The sequence below is a fragment of the Enterobacter sp. QK-SA4 genome, from assembly GCF_056856775.1.
This window is the reverse complement of record NZ_JBXFXH010000007.1, coordinates 3,754,234-3,767,807: the sequence shown is the minus strand read 5'-3', so window position 1 is coordinate 3,767,807 and position 13,574 is coordinate 3,754,234. Positions and strand designations below refer to the sequence as shown.

Sequence of the window (13,574 nt, the reverse complement as noted above, 5' to 3'; positions counted from 1 at the left end):
ATCTCCCCCGCTTTTTATACAAGTAATAAAAATAATATTGGACCGACAAATACGGATGACTTGAGGTCTGCATGAACGTTAATGCGAAACCGCTTTCTGAATTACGCCGGCTCGAACAGTATTTAACAGCGGCCAGTACTCCTTTTACATGTGCGCCCCAGCAATTAATTACGTTAGACGAATGGAATGAGCCTTGTACGATCGTATTACAAACCGGCGTTATTGAGGTTTATCGAACTTCTGATGAACTGCTGGTGGGGATTGCGACTGCCCCTTTTATATTCGGGCTGTCTACGGTGGTGATTAATCACTCTCACGAATACAGGGTAATTGCTAAAACGGCCTGTACCGGTTTTTATTTGCCCACGGAAACCACCCGTCAACTTATCCAGCAGTATTCACTCTGGAAAGAGGCCTTCTGCTGGTTATCCTGGATAACTTACATTCTTGAGAAACGCGATAAGCAGCTGGTGGGAAATAACTCCTATCACCAGATCCGCTCGATGCTGCTGAATATGGCGGAATGGGATGAAACGCTGCGTTCAAAAATCGGTGTGATGAATCATATTCAACAGAGCACAAGAATTTCACGCTCCGTTGTTGCCGAGGTGCTTGCCGCCCTGAGGCAGGGAAACTATATCAATATGAGCCGGGGCAAGCTGGTCAGCATCAACCGCTTGCCCACGGAATATTAAGATCAGTTTGACGCGGTGAGCACCTGGGCCTTATTGGCGCTCAGTTCTGCCACCAGGTTATTAATCCCGTCACTCATATTGACGAAACGCGTATGCGGGGAGCGGGTGACCACCACAAACGCGCCGACGTTTGACTGCGGGATCATGGCCATATAGGTGATGAATCCGCCGCCGCCGCCGGTTTTCTGAATAATACCCGGACGGCCATTTTTCGGTGCCATATAGACCCAGCCCATGCCGAGCGCATCGGCTTTACCCGGCACGTCCATACCGATGACGCGTTGCAGCTGAGTGCGCTGATAAATCAGGGTCTGCATGCGATCGGCCTGGCTGCTGCGGGCGTAGAAATCTGAGGAAAGGAACTGCTGCATCCAGCGCATCATGTCGCCAGGCGTGGAATAGACCCCGCCGCTGCCCACGGCCGCGAGCGTGTTATTACAGGGGCTAGCGCCTTTCTCCGCCACCATCAGGCGACGGCACTGATCCGGGGACGGGGTAAAGGTGGTGTCTTTCATACCCAGCGGACGGGTTATCTGCTCTTCAAACAGCTGCGTGTAGGGTTTGCCAGCCGCCGTTGAAAGGGCGTCCGCCAGCAGGTCAAAGGCCAGGTTTGAATAAGAGGCCTGCGAACCCGGCGCCGCCTTCAGCGTGGCGGTGCTCAGGTAGCTCCAGCGCTGGTCGCGCGTTGGCCAGACAAATACGTCACGGTGCGCCGCCCCGCCTGGCTGCTCGCGCGGCAGGGCGCTGGTGTGGGTGGCAAGGTTCACAAGCCGGATTGGCGTCCCCTGATACGTGGGTACCCGGGCGCCTGGCGGCGCGTATTTGCTGAGCGGGTCGTCGAGCTTCACCACGCCCTGGTCGAGCAGTTTCACCAGCATTTCGCTGGTCATCAGCTTGGTTAAGGACGCGATGCGGATAACGGAATCCAGCTGCGGGTGAACGTTATTTCCTGGGCGCGTTTCGCCAAAGCTGCGGAACACACGCTGGTTGCCGTCGATGACGACCATCGCCATCCCGGTCGCGCCGCTGCCGTAATAGATAAGGTTCGCGTAGCGATCGGCAATATCTGAAGCTAAAACGGGCGCCGTCAGCGGTTGGGCTGCCTGGGCGGTAGAAAAGCTCACCGCACACAGCGCGGCAAAAGAGAGCAGACAACGTTTCAACGAAAAGCATCCATGAAGTGAATGAGGAAAGTAATGGGTATTTATACTACTAAACGGTACCGCGCAATGCCCCGAATTGCATAACGATAGCGAGAAAAACGTAACCATGGGTAAATATGAACAATTTACTGACGAGCCATCTCCCATTTTGTGACATCGGGCTTATGATAGGCACCAGTGTCACTCAATCTTACGGAGAACGGTATGTCTGAGAAGCGTGTGGTTATGGTTGTCGATATGCAGAACGGGGTATTTGAAACCCCTCGTCATCAGCGCGAAAAGTGTGTCTCTCTGATCAACCAGCTTACGCAGGCAGCCGACAAGGTGATTTTTATTCAGCATACCGAGGCCGGGGGCCTGGAAGAGGGAAGCGAAGGGTTTGCGCTACTGCCTGAACTCCATCAGCCTGCTGACGCGCTTTACGTCACTAAAACCGCCTGTGATGCCTTCTATAACACCGCGCTAGAGACGCTGCTGCGTGAGCAGGGCATTCGCGAGTTTGTCATCTGCGGCTGCGCCACCGACTACTGCGTCGATGCGACGATTAAGAACGGCGTCAGCCGGGGTTATCACATTATCGTGGTGGAAGATGCCCACACTACCGCCAATCGCCCGGCGGCAGATGCGCAGATCCTGATTAACCACCACAACGACGTCTGGCGTAACTTCATCGCGCCGGCGAATCCTCTCGCGGTGAAACGCACCGAAACAATTCTTGAAAACTGGAAAGCGAACTAATAATTAACGCTCGGGTCTGACCTTTTTGCCGGAGCCGGGAGGCTGGCTCGGGCAGGTTTTTCGTGTGGTAACGTGTTGTGCGCAGCAACAGCCATAACAACAAGAAGGAAGCATTATGTTTAAGTCTTTTTTCCCAAAGCCGGGGCCTTTTTTCCTGTCGGCATTTATTTGGGCACTCATCGCTGTCATTTTCTGGCAGGCGGGCGGCGGCGCATGGCTGACGCGTATCACGGGAGCAACGGGCGAGGTGCCGATTAGCGCGGCGCGCTTCTGGTCGCTGAGCTATCTGCTGTTTTACGCCTACTATATGGTGTGCGTTGGGCTGTTTGCGCTGTTCTGGTTTATGTATTCTCCTCACCGCTGGCAGTACTGGTCGATCCTCGGCACATCGCTGATTATCTTTGTCACCTGGTTTCTTGTCGAAGTGGGCGTGGCGGTTAACGCCTGGTATGCGCCGTTCTACGATTTGATCCAGACCGCGCTGAGCTCGCCGCACAAGGTGACCATCAACCAGTTCTACCATGAAGTCGGGATCTTCCTCGGTATCGCCCTTATTGCGGTGATCATCGGCGTGATGAACAACTTCTTCGTCAGCCACTACGTTTTCCGCTGGCGTACCGCGATGAATGAACATTACATGGCGCACTGGCAGCACCTGCGCCATATCGAAGGCGCCGCGCAGCGCGTGCAGGAAGACACCATGCGTTTTGCCTCCACCCTTGAAGACATGGGCGTCAGCTTTATCAACGCCATCATGACGCTGATCGCCTTCCTGCCCGTGCTGGTAACGCTCTCTGCGCACGTGCCGGATCTGCCTATTGTCGGTCATATTCCGTATGGTCTGGTGATTGCCGCGATCGTCTGGTCGCTGATGGGGACGGGCCTGCTGGCGGTAGTGGGGATCAAGCTGCCGGGTCTGGAGTTTAAAAATCAACGCGTGGAAGCCGCTTACCGTAAAGAGCTGGTTTACGGTGAAGATGATCCCAACCGCGCCTCGCCGCCGACCGTCCGCGAGCTGTTTGGCGCCGTGCGTCGTAACTATTTCCGACTCTACTTCCACTATATGTATTTCAACATCGCGCGTATTTTGTATCTGCAGGTGGATAACGTTTTCGGTTTGTTCCTGCTGTTCCCGTCGATTGTTGCGGGTACGATTACGCTCGGTCTGATGACGCAGATTACCAACGTTTTCGGTCAGGTTCGAGGCTCGTTCCAGTACCTGATCAGCTCCTGGACCACCCTGGTAGAACTGATGTCCATCTACAAACGTCTGCGCAGTTTTGAACGTGAGCTGGACGATCGTGACCTGCAGGAAGTCACCAACACATTTAGCTAATACAGGAAGTTGCTATGTCTTTTGCCGTACCGCGCGCGTTACCGTTGTCCTTGCTGGCCGCTCTTGTGCTGGCAGGCTGTGCCGAAAAAGGTGCCGCTCCGCTCAAAAAGGGGGAGAAGCCCGTCGATGTGGCGAGCGTTGTGCGGCAGAAAATGCCCGCCAGCGTGAAGGATCGCAATGAGTGGGCAGATGCGCTGGCAAAAACCTTTGAAAGCCAAAAGATCGCGCCGACCGAGGAGAATATCTGCTCGGTGCTGGCGGTGGCGCAGCAGGAGTCGATGTACCAGTCAGACCCGGTCGTGCCGGGCCTGAACAAAATTGCCTGGAAAGAGATCGACCGCCGCGCGGAGTCCATGCATATCCCGGTTTTCCTGGTGCATACCGCGCTTAAAATCACCTCGCCGAACGGCAAAAGCTACAGCGAACGGCTGGATGCGGTGAAAACCGAAAAACAGCTTAGCGCCATCTTTGATGATTTCATCAGTATGGTCCCGATGGGGCAGAAGCTGTTTGGCTCGCTGAACCCGGTACATACCGGTGGCCCGATGCAGGTGAGCATTGCGTTCGCGGAGAAGCATACCGACGGCTACCCGTGGAAAATCGACGGTACGGTACGTCAGGAGGTCTTCTCCCTGCGCGGTGGGCTGTGGTTCGGCACGTATCATCTGCTGAACTATCCGGCGAACTACAATGAGCCGCTGTACCGCTTTGCCGACTTTAACGCGGGCTGGTATGCCAGCCGTAATGCGGCATTCCAGAGTGCGGTCAGCCGCGCAAGCGGCGTCAAGCTGGCGCTGGACGGCGATCTCATCGCTTACGGCAGCAGCGAGGCGGGAAGCACCGAGCTGGCAGTACGGAAATTATCGACAACGCTTGGCTTGAGCAACAGCGACATTCGCCGTCAGCTTGAGAAAGGCGATAGCCTGGCCTTTGAGAAAACGGATCTGTACAAGAAGGTGTTTGCGCTTGCGGAGCAGAAAAGTGGGAAAACGTTACCGAGGGCGATCCTGCCGGGGATCCAGCTGGAAAGCCCGAAGATCACGCGTAACCTGACAACCGCATGGTTCGCAAAACGCGTGGACGATCGCCGGGCGCGCTGTATGGGGCTTTAACGGCGACGGCGAAAGCGCAGAACTAACGCTACAACGCCCAGAATCATACATCCCGCGAGGAAGGGGATCAGGCCGAACAGGGTGCTTACGCCAAACCCAATCTCAACTCGCGGGCGTCCGTTATCCTGCACCTGCATCAGGTGTTCATAAACGCCGGGGGCATGGACCAGCATGTTGAGCAGCTGTGAGCCGGCCCAGAAGCAGAACAGGACAAACAGGGCATAAGCAATATTACCCGCCGTGGAGGTTTTTGGTTTGCCGCCAAAAATCGGTTTCGACAATGTAAAGTCAGCCATGTTGACCTCCCGTGGTATCACTCTGTTTTAATACGCGTCTTACGGGGTGAGTTTGACAGGTCATCGCATTTGTCAATATCAGAATCGTGGTAATTTGCGCTCAGGAATTCTCCTGGATTGTCGATTTCTGCAGCACATCACAATTTCATCACTTAAGTGAAATTGCGTCGCGTTTCAGAATTTCCGTATTTGCCACAGACCTGGCCGTAAAACTGTGAGAGGATGTCTTTTTTTCCTGCCGGAGTTGTTATGAAGCTCACGTCCAAACTACGCCGTGACTGGCACTACTACGCCTTTGCCATCGGGCTGATCTTTATTCTTAACGGTGTCGTGGGCCTGTTGGGTTTTGAAGCAAAAGGGTGGCAAACCTATGCCGTCGGGCTGGTGACCTGGGTGATAAGTTTCTGGCTGGCGGGGCTGATTATCCGCCGTCGTCCTGAAGAGACGACAGCGGATGAGGCGAAGAGCGCCGATTAACCGTTTACGGAACTTTTAAGCGCGCTGTCGGCCGCGTGACGCTCCAGCGCCAGTTCGATCAGGCGGGTGATCAGTTCCGGGTAGCTCAGGCCGCTGGCCTGCCACAGTTTTGGATACATGCTGATGTTAGTGAAACCCGGCAGCGTGTTGATTTCATTGATCACCACTTCGTTTTCCGGCGTCAGGAACACATCCACGCGCGCCATGCCGCAGCAGCCGAGCGTCTGATAAGCGCGAATGGCGATCGCCCGGATTTTATCGTTAATCGCCGGATCGATATCCGCAGGAACGACAACCTGCGCGCCTTTGTCATCAATGTATTTGGTGTCGTACGAGTAGAAGTCGCTGTTTAACACCACTTCGCCGCAGGTGCTCGCCTGTGGAAAATCGTTGCCCAGCACGGCGCACTCAATTTCACGGCCTTTGATGCCCTGCTCAACCACCACTTTATGGTCGAACTCAAACGCCAGACGGACGGCCTGCGTGAACTCTGCTTCGCTGGTGACTTTGCTGACGCCCACGGAGGAGCCCTGGTTTGCAGGCTTCACAAACAGCGGCAGACCCAGCTCTCCGCTGATTTGCGCGAAGCTGTGCTTGTCGCGGTTTGCGCGGGTGAGCGTCACGAACGGCGCAATATTCAGCCCGGCATCGCGCAGCAGGCGTTTGGTGACGTCTTTGTCCATGCACGCTGCAGAGCCGAGGACGTCCGAGCCGACGAACGGCAGGTTGGCCATGCGCAGCATCCCCTGCAGGGAACCATCTTCGCCCAGGGTGCCGTGAACAATAGGGAAGACAACGTCGATCTGGGCGAGAGCCTGAGCGTTGCCGGCGTCGATGAGCTGCCCCTTCACGACGCCGGGTACGGTGGCGACGCTTACTTCCGAAGGATTAAGGGCGATATGGGCCGGATCGTGAGCATTCAGCAGATACTGGCTGGCATCGTTCACGTGCCACTGGCCCTGTTTATCAATGCCCAGCAGCACCACGTCGAAACGGCTTTTATCGATCGCATCAACGATATTTTTAGCCGATTGCAATGACACTTCGTGCTCCGCTGATTTTCCCCCAAAGACAATACCTACGCGCTGCTTAGCCATCTCACTCTCTTCCAGTCTGACGAAAAGCCAATAACATACCACGATGCCCGGCGGGTTTCGCGGCCTTCTGCCATAATGTTTTGGGGAATGTTGAGGGGGGAGAGTGAAAGGAAAAACGCTGCTGACCGTATTCATCATTGTGGCCGTTGCAACGGTGGGTTACCGCTGGTTGCCGTCTTACTACAACCCTTTCATGCCGCTGACGCTGGACGACCCGCCGGGCCGAATCACCCAGTATAAGCTTCGGCGCTTAAACCCCGAGGCGTGCGAGAGCCTGCTCGCGCAGGCTAACCAAAGAGATCTCATCCACACCCAGCCGGTGGCGGACAGCGGCGGCGCGTGTCCGCTTAACAACGTCGTGCGCGTGCGTGACTTCGGTCCGGTCGGCCTGAACGGGAGCTTTCTTGCCAGCTGTCCGCTGGCGCTCAGCTCTGCGCTGTTTATCAGCCAGCAGGCCCGACCGCTGACAAAGCGCTATACGGGCAGCGACCTTGCGCGTATCGACCACCTCGGCAGTTTTGCCTGCCGCAATATTTATCACCGCCCCGACGCGCGCCGCAGTGAACATGCCACGGCGGAGGCGCTGGATATCGCCGCTTTTCGTCTGGCGAACGGGGAACACGTCACGGTGCTGAACGGCTGGAAGGCTGCAACGACGCAGCCCTGGCTGAAGGCCATGCTGGTGGCAAGCTGCAGCTACTACGGAAACGGTCTGGGACCGGAGTATAACGCGGCGCATGCCAACCATTTTCATCTGGGAATGCGCGGTTTCGGCCTCTGCCAGTGAAGCATAATATTCCGCCAGAAAATGGATGAATTGTGACTTGTTTCACAAATATGATGACTGGGAAGATAAAACACCAAAGTCAGTCGGGCCGCATCTCTGGTGCGACGTCAAAACGCGTAACTTGCTAATCTGTCGGCGAATTCGCCTAAAAATGAAGACTATTTCGTTATGGAATCCTGGAAAGTTAATCTTATCTCGGTCTGGTTTGGCTGCTTCTTTACCGGGCTGGCCATTAGCCAGATCCTGCCGTTCCTGCCGCTGTACGTCTCGCAGCTGGGGGTGACCTCGCATGAAGCGCTCTCCATGTGGTCCGGCCTGACGTTCAGCGTCACGTTTCTGGTGTCCGCCATTGTGTCACCGATGTGGGGTAGCCTGGCGGATCGGAAAGGCCGTAAACTGATGCTGCTGCGCGCCTCGCTCGGGATGGCGATCGCCATTCTGCTCCAGGCCTTCGCCACCAACGTCTGGCAGCTGTTTTTCCTGCGCGCGGTGATGGGGCTGACGTCCGGGTACATTCCAAACGCCATGGCGCTGGTCGCCTCTCAGGTGCCGCGCGAGCGTAGCGGCTGGGCGCTGAGCACGCTCTCAACGGCGCAGATCAGCGGCGTCATCGGCGGTCCGCTGCTGGGGGGCTTTCTGGCGGACCACGTCGGGCTGCGCGCGGTATTTATCATCACCGCGATCCTGCTGGTGGTCAGTTTTCTGGTCACGCTCTTTCTTATAAAAGAGGGGGGACGCCCGGTTATCAGTAAATCTGAACGCCTGAGCGGCAAGGCCGTCTTCGCCTCGCTGCCCTATCCGGGACTGATGATCAGCCTGTTTGTGACCACTATGGTTATCCAGCTCTGTAACGGTTCGGTCGGTCCGATTCTGGCGCTGTTTATCAAGTCGATGGAGCCGGATAGCACAAATATCGCTTTTCTGAGCGGCATGATTGCCGCCGTACCGGGCGTATCCGCCCTGATTTCCGCGCCGCGTCTGGGAAAACTGGGTGACAGGATCGGCACCGCGCGCATCCTGATGGCGACGCTGATCTTTGCGGTTGTGCTCTTCTTCGCGATGTCGTTTGTCACCTCTCCGCTTCAGCTAGGCGTATTGCGATTCCTGCTCGGGTTTGCTGATGGCGCCATGTTGCCTGCGGTACAGACCCTGCTGGTTAAATATTCCAGCGACCAGGTGACGGGGCGTATCTTTGGATATAACCAGTCATTTATGTATCTGGGGAATGTTGCCGGTCCGCTTATTGGCGCATCCGTTTCCGCGATGGCCGGTTTTCGTTGGGTATTTGCCGCCACGGCGATTGTCGTTTTAATCAATATTATCCAGCTGGCTATTGCGCTGCGTCGCCGCAGACAAATGGCGGAAGCGAAATCGTCGAGATAATCGTTTCGTTGATGTATTATATATTCTTATGGTAGCCGCATTTTTATATAACAAAATGCGGCGTTTTTTATAGAAAAACGTTTCGCTCACCGCGGCGGTTCTTTATTTTTATTCCTGCATCACTTTTGCATACCATAATAAATTTCTTCTCTTTGCATTATGGATTCAGAATGCTAACTTCAGACAAAACTGAAAAAGGAACTGGCACGATGAAAAATCTCATTGCTGAATTGCTGGTCAAACTGGCACAAAAGGAAGAGGAGTCAAAAGAGCTGGTTGCTCAGGTCGAAGCGCTGGAAATTGTGGTCACCGCGCTGCTGCGACAAATGGCGAAAACCGATCAACAGGCGTTGATTGAGAGCGTGGAAGGCGCACTGGACAGCGTCAGGCCTGAATCGCAGGTTCCGGTTGAGGATGCCGAGATGCTCCACCAGTACGTAAAGAAGCTGTTAAGGCATCCGCGCACCTAAACCGTCACAGGACGTAACGACGTGTCATAGAATTGTCATGCAGGATGCCTATAGTCGCTCTGTTTTTATTTTTATGTATTTGTACATGGAGAAAATAAATTGAAACAGAGCGCACTTTTCATCGCATTACTTCCCCTGTTAATTACCCCTGCCATTTATGCCGATACTGCCCAAACCAGCGTGCTGGATAATCGCGCGGCAAAAGGGGATATCACCCAGCCTGGCGGCGCACGCCGTTTATCAGAAGATCAAACTGCCGCTATTCGCGCTTCGCTGAATGATAAGCCGGCGAAAAATATTATTCTGCTTATTGGCGATGGAATGGGGGATTCCGAAATTACGGCGGCGCGAAATTATGCCGAGGGTGCGGGCGGCTTTTTTAAAGGTATCGACGCATTACCGTTGACCGGACAATATACCCATTACGCGCTGGATAAAAAAACCGGTAAACCGGATTACGTCACGGACTCGGCGGCCTCTGCTACGGCGTGGTCCACCGGCGTGAAAACCTATAATGGCGCGCTGGGTGTGGATATTCACGAAAAAGATCACCAAACCCTTCTGGAGATGGCAAAAGCGGCGGGCCTGGCGACCGGCAACGTCTCCACCGCTGAACTTCAGGATGCAACGCCCGCGGCGCTGGTGGCGCATGTAACCTCGCGTAAATGCTACGGCCCGTCAGTGACCAGCGAAAAATGCACGACGAACGCACTGGAAAAAGGCGGCAAAGGCTCGATTACGGAACAGCTGCTGAACGCGCGTCCTGACGTGACCCTGGGCGGCGGCGCGAAAACCTTTGCAGAAACCGCGACGGCGGGCGAGTGGCAGGGCAAAACGCTGCGCGAGCAGGCGCAGGCCCGCGGCTATCAGCTGGTGAGTGACGCCAGTTCGCTGGCAGCCATCACCGAGGCGAACCAGGACAAGCCGCTGCTGGGGCTATTCTCTGACGGCAACATGCCCGTGCGCTGGGAAGGACCAAAAGCCTCTTATCACGGCAATATCGATAAACCTGCAGTAACCTGTACGCCTAACCCGAAACGCACGGACAGCGTACCGACGCTGGCGGCGATGACTGATAAAGCCATCTCTCTGCTGAGCAAGAGCGAAAAAGGGTTCTTCCTGCAGGTGGAAGGCGCGTCGATTGATAAGCAGGATCATGCAGCGAATCCGTGCGGCCAGATTGGCGAAACCGTCGATCTGGACGAAGCGGTGCAGAAGGCGCTTGAGTTCGCGAAAAAAGACGGTAACACCCTGGTGGTGGTCACCGCGGACCATGCGCACGCCAGCCAGATTATTCCGGCAGATACCAAAGCCCCGGGCCTGACGCAGGCGCTGAATACCAAAGATGGCGCCGTTATGGTGTTGAGCTACGGCAACTCTGAAGAAGAGTCCATGGAGCACACCGGCACCCAGCTGCGCATTGCAGCCTATGGGCCGCACGCGGCAAACGTGGTAGGCCTGACCGATCAAACGGATCTGTTCTACACCATGAAGGCGGCGCTGGGTCTTAAATGATAAAATCCCGGCGGAAATCACATCTGCCGGGTGGTTTTTTTCCTGTCACGAACCAGACTTACAGGGAATGTTCACAAAAGGATGGTGCAATGAAAACAACATTACTGGTTACTCTGCTCTCTGGCCTATTCCTGATCGCATCGGCGAACGCGGAAGAGAAAACGTTAACGCCGCAACAGCAGCGTATGACCACCTGTAATCAACAGGCGACGTCTCAGAGTCTGAAGGGAGATGCTCGCAAGACATACATGAGCGACTGCCTTAAAAACGGCGCCGCGAAGCCGGCTGAAAAAAGCCTGACGCCGCAGCAGCAAAAAATGCGCGAGTGTAATGCGAAAGCAACCGAACAGTCCCTTAAAGGGGACGACCGCAGCAAGTTCATGAGCGCGTGCCTGAAGAAAAAAGTGTAGTTCAAACGGGTGAGCGGCTCCGGCGGCTCACCCGAAATTTCATACTTTCCCCGCAGACCCCCTCTCTATAATTTGGGAAAATGTTTCAGAATATTCCCAAAAATGATGAATGATGAAACGTATTACAACAAAAAGCGCATTCGGGAAGAGTGGAGTTTAACCCTTTCTCAGGATGACCCTCACCGCGCCGGCATTCAGTTTGCCCGGCGAGTCAGGCTGGCGCGCGCCGTCGGCCTGGCGGCAATGTTTTTCCCCGTTGCGGGGATGCTGGTCACCCATTTTTTACCCGGCGGCTGGTGGCTTTTACTGGTGGGGTGGTCGTTCGTCTGGCCCCATTTTGCCTGGCAGCTGTCCTGCCGCGCCGCTTCACCCCATCAGCAGGAAATTTTCAATCTTAAAATCGATGCCATTATTGCCGGGCTCTGGATCGGCGTGATGGGGATGAATGCGTTACCCACGGCAGCGCTGGTAATGATGGTGGGGATGAATATGATGGGCTCCGGGGGCTGTCGCCTGTTTATCCCGGGGATCGCGTTGACCCTGCTCTCCGCGCTGGTGACGCTGCCACTCGTCGGGAAGGTGGCCGTCTTCAACCCCGACCTTGTGGAGTGGGGCTTAACGTTACCCGTACTCGTGCTGTATCCCATGCTGTTTGCCTGGCTTAGCCACCGAACCGCCGTCAGGCTTGCGGAACATAAGCAGCGGCTGGAAATGATGAGCACACGAGACGGGATGACCGGGGTCTTCAACCGCCGACACTGGGAAATGCTGCTGCGAAATGAATTTGAGCATTGTCGGCGCGACCACAGCACCGCCACGATATTGCTGATTGATATCGACCACTTTAAAAACATCAACGACACCTGGGGGCACGACGTGGGCGACGAGGCGATTGTTGCTATTACGCGTCAGCTCCAGCGGTCGGTACGGTCAGGCGATGCGATCGGCCGGTTTGGCGGGGATGAGTTTGCAGTGATCATGTCGCAGACCGCGGCGGAGAGCGCCATCGCCGTGATGTCGCGACTGCATGAGCGGCTGGAAAAGCTGACGTTACCGTGCGCGCCAAAAGAAGCGCTGCGCATCAGCGTCGGCGTTGCCCCCTGGGGACCGCAGTTTGGACACTATCGGGAATGGCTAAAGGCGGCTGACGTGGCGCTGTATAAGGCGAAAAATGCCGGGCGCGGCCGCACCGAAGTGGCCGCCTGACGCCCGGTCAGAAATCAGGATTTACTCAGCTTCTCTGATTTTTCCATGCATTTTGCCATCGCTTCAATGACGGCCGAGCGGAACCCGCGCTCTTCCAGCACCCGCACCGCTTCGATGGTGGTACCGCCCGGAGAGCAGACCATATCTTTCAGTTCACCCGGATGTTTGCCGGTTTCCAGCACCATTTTGGCGGAGCCCATGACGGCCTGCGCGGCGAACTTATACGCCTGCGCGCGCGGCATTCCGCCAAGCACGGCGGCGTCGGCCATCGCTTCTAAAAACATGAACACATAGGCAGGGGCTGAGCCACTCACGCCAACCACCGGATGGATCATCGATTCGGCAATCACTTCTGCTTCACCGAAGCAGCGGAAAATATTCAGCACGTCGGCCACTTCTTCCGTGGTCACCAGCGCGTTAGGCGTGACGGAGGTCATGCCGGCATTGACCAGCGAGGGGGTGTTAGGCATCGCGCGGACGATTTTACGATCGTGACCCAGCGCGCGCGCCAGCTGATCGAGCGTGACGCCCGCGGCAATCGACACGACCAGCGTCTCTTTATTCAGGCTGGAGGTGATATCGCTCAGCACTTTGATCATGATGTTTGGCTTGACGGCGCCAAAGACGATATCGGCGACCTGGGCGACTTCCTGCGCGCTTTCGGCGGCGTTGATCCCGTATTGATCGCGCAACTCGGCGACTTTGTCCGGTGACGGGGTATAGACCCAAATCTGACCCGGCAGCACCTGCCCGCTGGCGATCAGACCGCCCAGGATGGCTTTGCCCATGTTACCGCAGCCGATAAACCCGATTTTCTTGTCCATCACGATTCTCCGTCATTATGCGTTGTTTTCTCTGATTGATAGCTTAACAACGAAATGCAGGCGAC

The 13,574-nt window shown here is 55.7% G+C and carries 15 protein-coding genes; 11 read left to right on the top strand and 4 right to left on the bottom strand.

Annotated features, from left to right (window positions below):
• Positions 1–71: 71 nt before the first annotated feature.
• Positions 72–695: a helix-turn-helix domain-containing protein gene (locus AC1VYI_RS19810; protein WP_134866759.1), complete on the top strand. Its 624-nt coding sequence runs from the start codon at positions 72–74 to the stop codon at positions 693–695.
• A 2-nt stretch (positions 696–697) separates the two neighbouring features.
• Here AC1VYI_RS19810 and ampH read toward each other — a convergent pair whose 3' ends face one another.
• A complete protein-coding gene (ampH, locus tag AC1VYI_RS19805; protein WP_023310524.1) occupies positions 698–1,858 on the bottom strand; it encodes a D-alanyl-D-alanine-carboxypeptidase/endopeptidase AmpH in 1,161 nt (386 codons plus the stop codon).
• A 204-nt stretch (positions 1,859–2,062) separates the two neighbouring features.
• On the opposite strand from ampH, the gene AC1VYI_RS19800 reads away from it, so the two are divergent.
• The 3 genes from AC1VYI_RS19800 (at position 2,063) to AC1VYI_RS19790 (ending at position 5,044) form a co-directional block, all read left to right on the top strand.
• Complete coding sequence (locus tag AC1VYI_RS19800; protein WP_134866758.1) at positions 2,063–2,596, top strand: isochorismatase family protein; 534 nt, start codon at positions 2,063–2,065, stop codon at positions 2,594–2,596.
• A 115-nt stretch (positions 2,597–2,711) separates the two neighbouring features.
• Entirely contained in the window at positions 2,712–3,932 is a 1,221-nt protein-coding gene (gene sbmA / locus AC1VYI_RS19795; protein WP_047173792.1) for a peptide antibiotic transporter SbmA, read from the top strand.
• 14 nt (positions 3,933–3,946) lie between these two features.
• Positions 3,947–5,044, top strand: a complete 1,098-nt coding sequence (locus AC1VYI_RS19790) for a DUF1615 domain-containing protein (protein WP_134866757.1) — start codon at positions 3,947–3,949, stop codon at positions 5,042–5,044.
• Here AC1VYI_RS19790 and AC1VYI_RS19785 read toward each other — a convergent pair.
• On the bottom strand, positions 5,041–5,340 hold the full coding sequence (locus AC1VYI_RS19785; RefSeq protein ID WP_008503287.1) for a DUF2755 family protein: 300 nt from the start codon (positions 5,338–5,340) through the stop codon (positions 5,041–5,043). The two genes, AC1VYI_RS19790 and AC1VYI_RS19785, sit on opposite strands and share 4 nt — an antisense overlap.
• A 249-nt stretch (positions 5,341–5,589) precedes the next feature.
• Between AC1VYI_RS19785 and AC1VYI_RS19780 the strand changes: the two genes are divergently transcribed.
• Entirely contained in the window at positions 5,590–5,817 is a 228-nt protein-coding gene (locus AC1VYI_RS19780; RefSeq protein ID WP_023310528.1) for a DUF2754 domain-containing protein, read from the top strand.
• On the opposite strand, the gene ddlA is transcribed toward AC1VYI_RS19780, so the two are convergent.
• Complete coding sequence (ddlA, locus tag AC1VYI_RS19775; protein WP_029739746.1) at positions 5,814–6,914, bottom strand: D-alanine--D-alanine ligase; 1,101 nt, start codon at positions 6,912–6,914, stop codon at positions 5,814–5,816. The genes AC1VYI_RS19780 and ddlA overlap by 4 nt on opposite strands.
• Before the next feature lie 103 nt (positions 6,915–7,017).
• On the opposite strand from ddlA, the gene AC1VYI_RS19770 reads away from it, so the two are divergent.
• The 6 genes from AC1VYI_RS19770 (at position 7,018) to adrA (ending at position 12,685) form a co-directional block, all read left to right on the top strand.
• Entirely contained in the window at positions 7,018–7,701 is a 684-nt protein-coding gene (locus AC1VYI_RS19770) for an extensin-like domain-containing protein (RefSeq protein WP_134866756.1), read from the top strand.
• A 168-nt stretch (positions 7,702–7,869) separates the two neighbouring features.
• Positions 7,870–9,084, top strand: coding sequence for a multidrug efflux MFS transporter (locus tag AC1VYI_RS19765; protein ID WP_023310531.1), 1,215 nt, complete (start codon positions 7,870–7,872; stop codon positions 9,082–9,084).
• Between the two features lie 209 nt (positions 9,085–9,293).
• Positions 9,294–9,554: an anti-adapter protein IraP gene (gene iraP, locus AC1VYI_RS19760; protein WP_023310532.1), complete on the top strand. Its 261-nt coding sequence runs from the start codon at positions 9,294–9,296 to the stop codon at positions 9,552–9,554.
• Positions 9,555–9,653: 99 nt separating this feature from the next.
• Positions 9,654–11,069, top strand: coding sequence for an alkaline phosphatase (phoA, locus tag AC1VYI_RS19755; RefSeq protein WP_134866755.1), 1,416 nt, complete (start codon positions 9,654–9,656; stop codon positions 11,067–11,069).
• A gap of 89 nt (positions 11,070–11,158) precedes the next feature.
• Positions 11,159–11,479, top strand: coding sequence for a phosphate starvation-inducible protein PsiF (psiF, locus tag AC1VYI_RS19750; protein WP_023310534.1), 321 nt, complete (start codon positions 11,159–11,161; stop codon positions 11,477–11,479).
• Between the two features lie 102 nt (positions 11,480–11,581).
• The gene (gene adrA / locus AC1VYI_RS19745; RefSeq protein WP_023310535.1) at positions 11,582–12,685 is read left to right on the top strand and encodes a diguanylate cyclase AdrA; all 1,104 of its coding nucleotides are present in this window, start codon (positions 11,582–11,584) and stop codon (positions 12,683–12,685) included.
• 14 nt (positions 12,686–12,699) lie between these two features.
• Here the strand turns inward: adrA and proC are convergent, their stop codons facing one another.
• Positions 12,700–13,509, bottom strand: a complete 810-nt coding sequence (proC, locus tag AC1VYI_RS19740) for a pyrroline-5-carboxylate reductase (RefSeq protein ID WP_023310536.1) — start codon at positions 13,507–13,509, stop codon at positions 12,700–12,702.
• Positions 13,510–13,574 lie beyond the last annotated feature (65 nt).

What these genes read in the sequence shown, in the direction of transcription:
- psiF (WP_023310534.1), top strand. Translation starts at nt 11,159, where the DNA reads ATGAAAACAACATTACTGGTTACTCTGCTCTCTGGCCTATTCCTGATC.
- AC1VYI_RS19785 (WP_008503287.1), bottom strand. Translation starts at nt 5,340, where the DNA reads ATGGCTGACTTTACATTGTCGAAACCGATTTTTGGCGGCAAACCAAAA.
- proC (WP_023310536.1), bottom strand. Translation starts at nt 13,509, where the DNA reads ATGGACAAGAAAATCGGGTTTATCGGCTGCGGTAACATGGGCAAAGCC.
- adrA (WP_023310535.1), top strand. Translation starts at nt 11,582, where the DNA reads ATGATGAATGATGAAACGTATTACAACAAAAAGCGCATTCGGGAAGAG.
- ddlA (WP_029739746.1), bottom strand. Translation starts at nt 6,914, where the DNA reads ATGGCTAAGCAGCGCGTAGGTATTGTCTTTGGGGGAAAATCAGCGGAG.
- sbmA (WP_047173792.1), top strand. Translation starts at nt 2,712, where the DNA reads ATGTTTAAGTCTTTTTTCCCAAAGCCGGGGCCTTTTTTCCTGTCGGCA.
- iraP (WP_023310532.1), top strand. Translation starts at nt 9,294, where the DNA reads ATGAAAAATCTCATTGCTGAATTGCTGGTCAAACTGGCACAAAAGGAA.
- AC1VYI_RS19800 (WP_134866758.1), top strand. Translation starts at nt 2,063, where the DNA reads ATGTCTGAGAAGCGTGTGGTTATGGTTGTCGATATGCAGAACGGGGTA.
- AC1VYI_RS19780 (WP_023310528.1), top strand. Translation starts at nt 5,590, where the DNA reads ATGAAGCTCACGTCCAAACTACGCCGTGACTGGCACTACTACGCCTTT.
- AC1VYI_RS19765 (WP_023310531.1), top strand. Translation starts at nt 7,870, where the DNA reads ATGGAATCCTGGAAAGTTAATCTTATCTCGGTCTGGTTTGGCTGCTTC.
- AC1VYI_RS19810 (WP_134866759.1), top strand. Translation starts at nt 72, where the DNA reads ATGAACGTTAATGCGAAACCGCTTTCTGAATTACGCCGGCTCGAACAG.
- AC1VYI_RS19790 (WP_134866757.1), top strand. Translation starts at nt 3,947, where the DNA reads ATGTCTTTTGCCGTACCGCGCGCGTTACCGTTGTCCTTGCTGGCCGCT.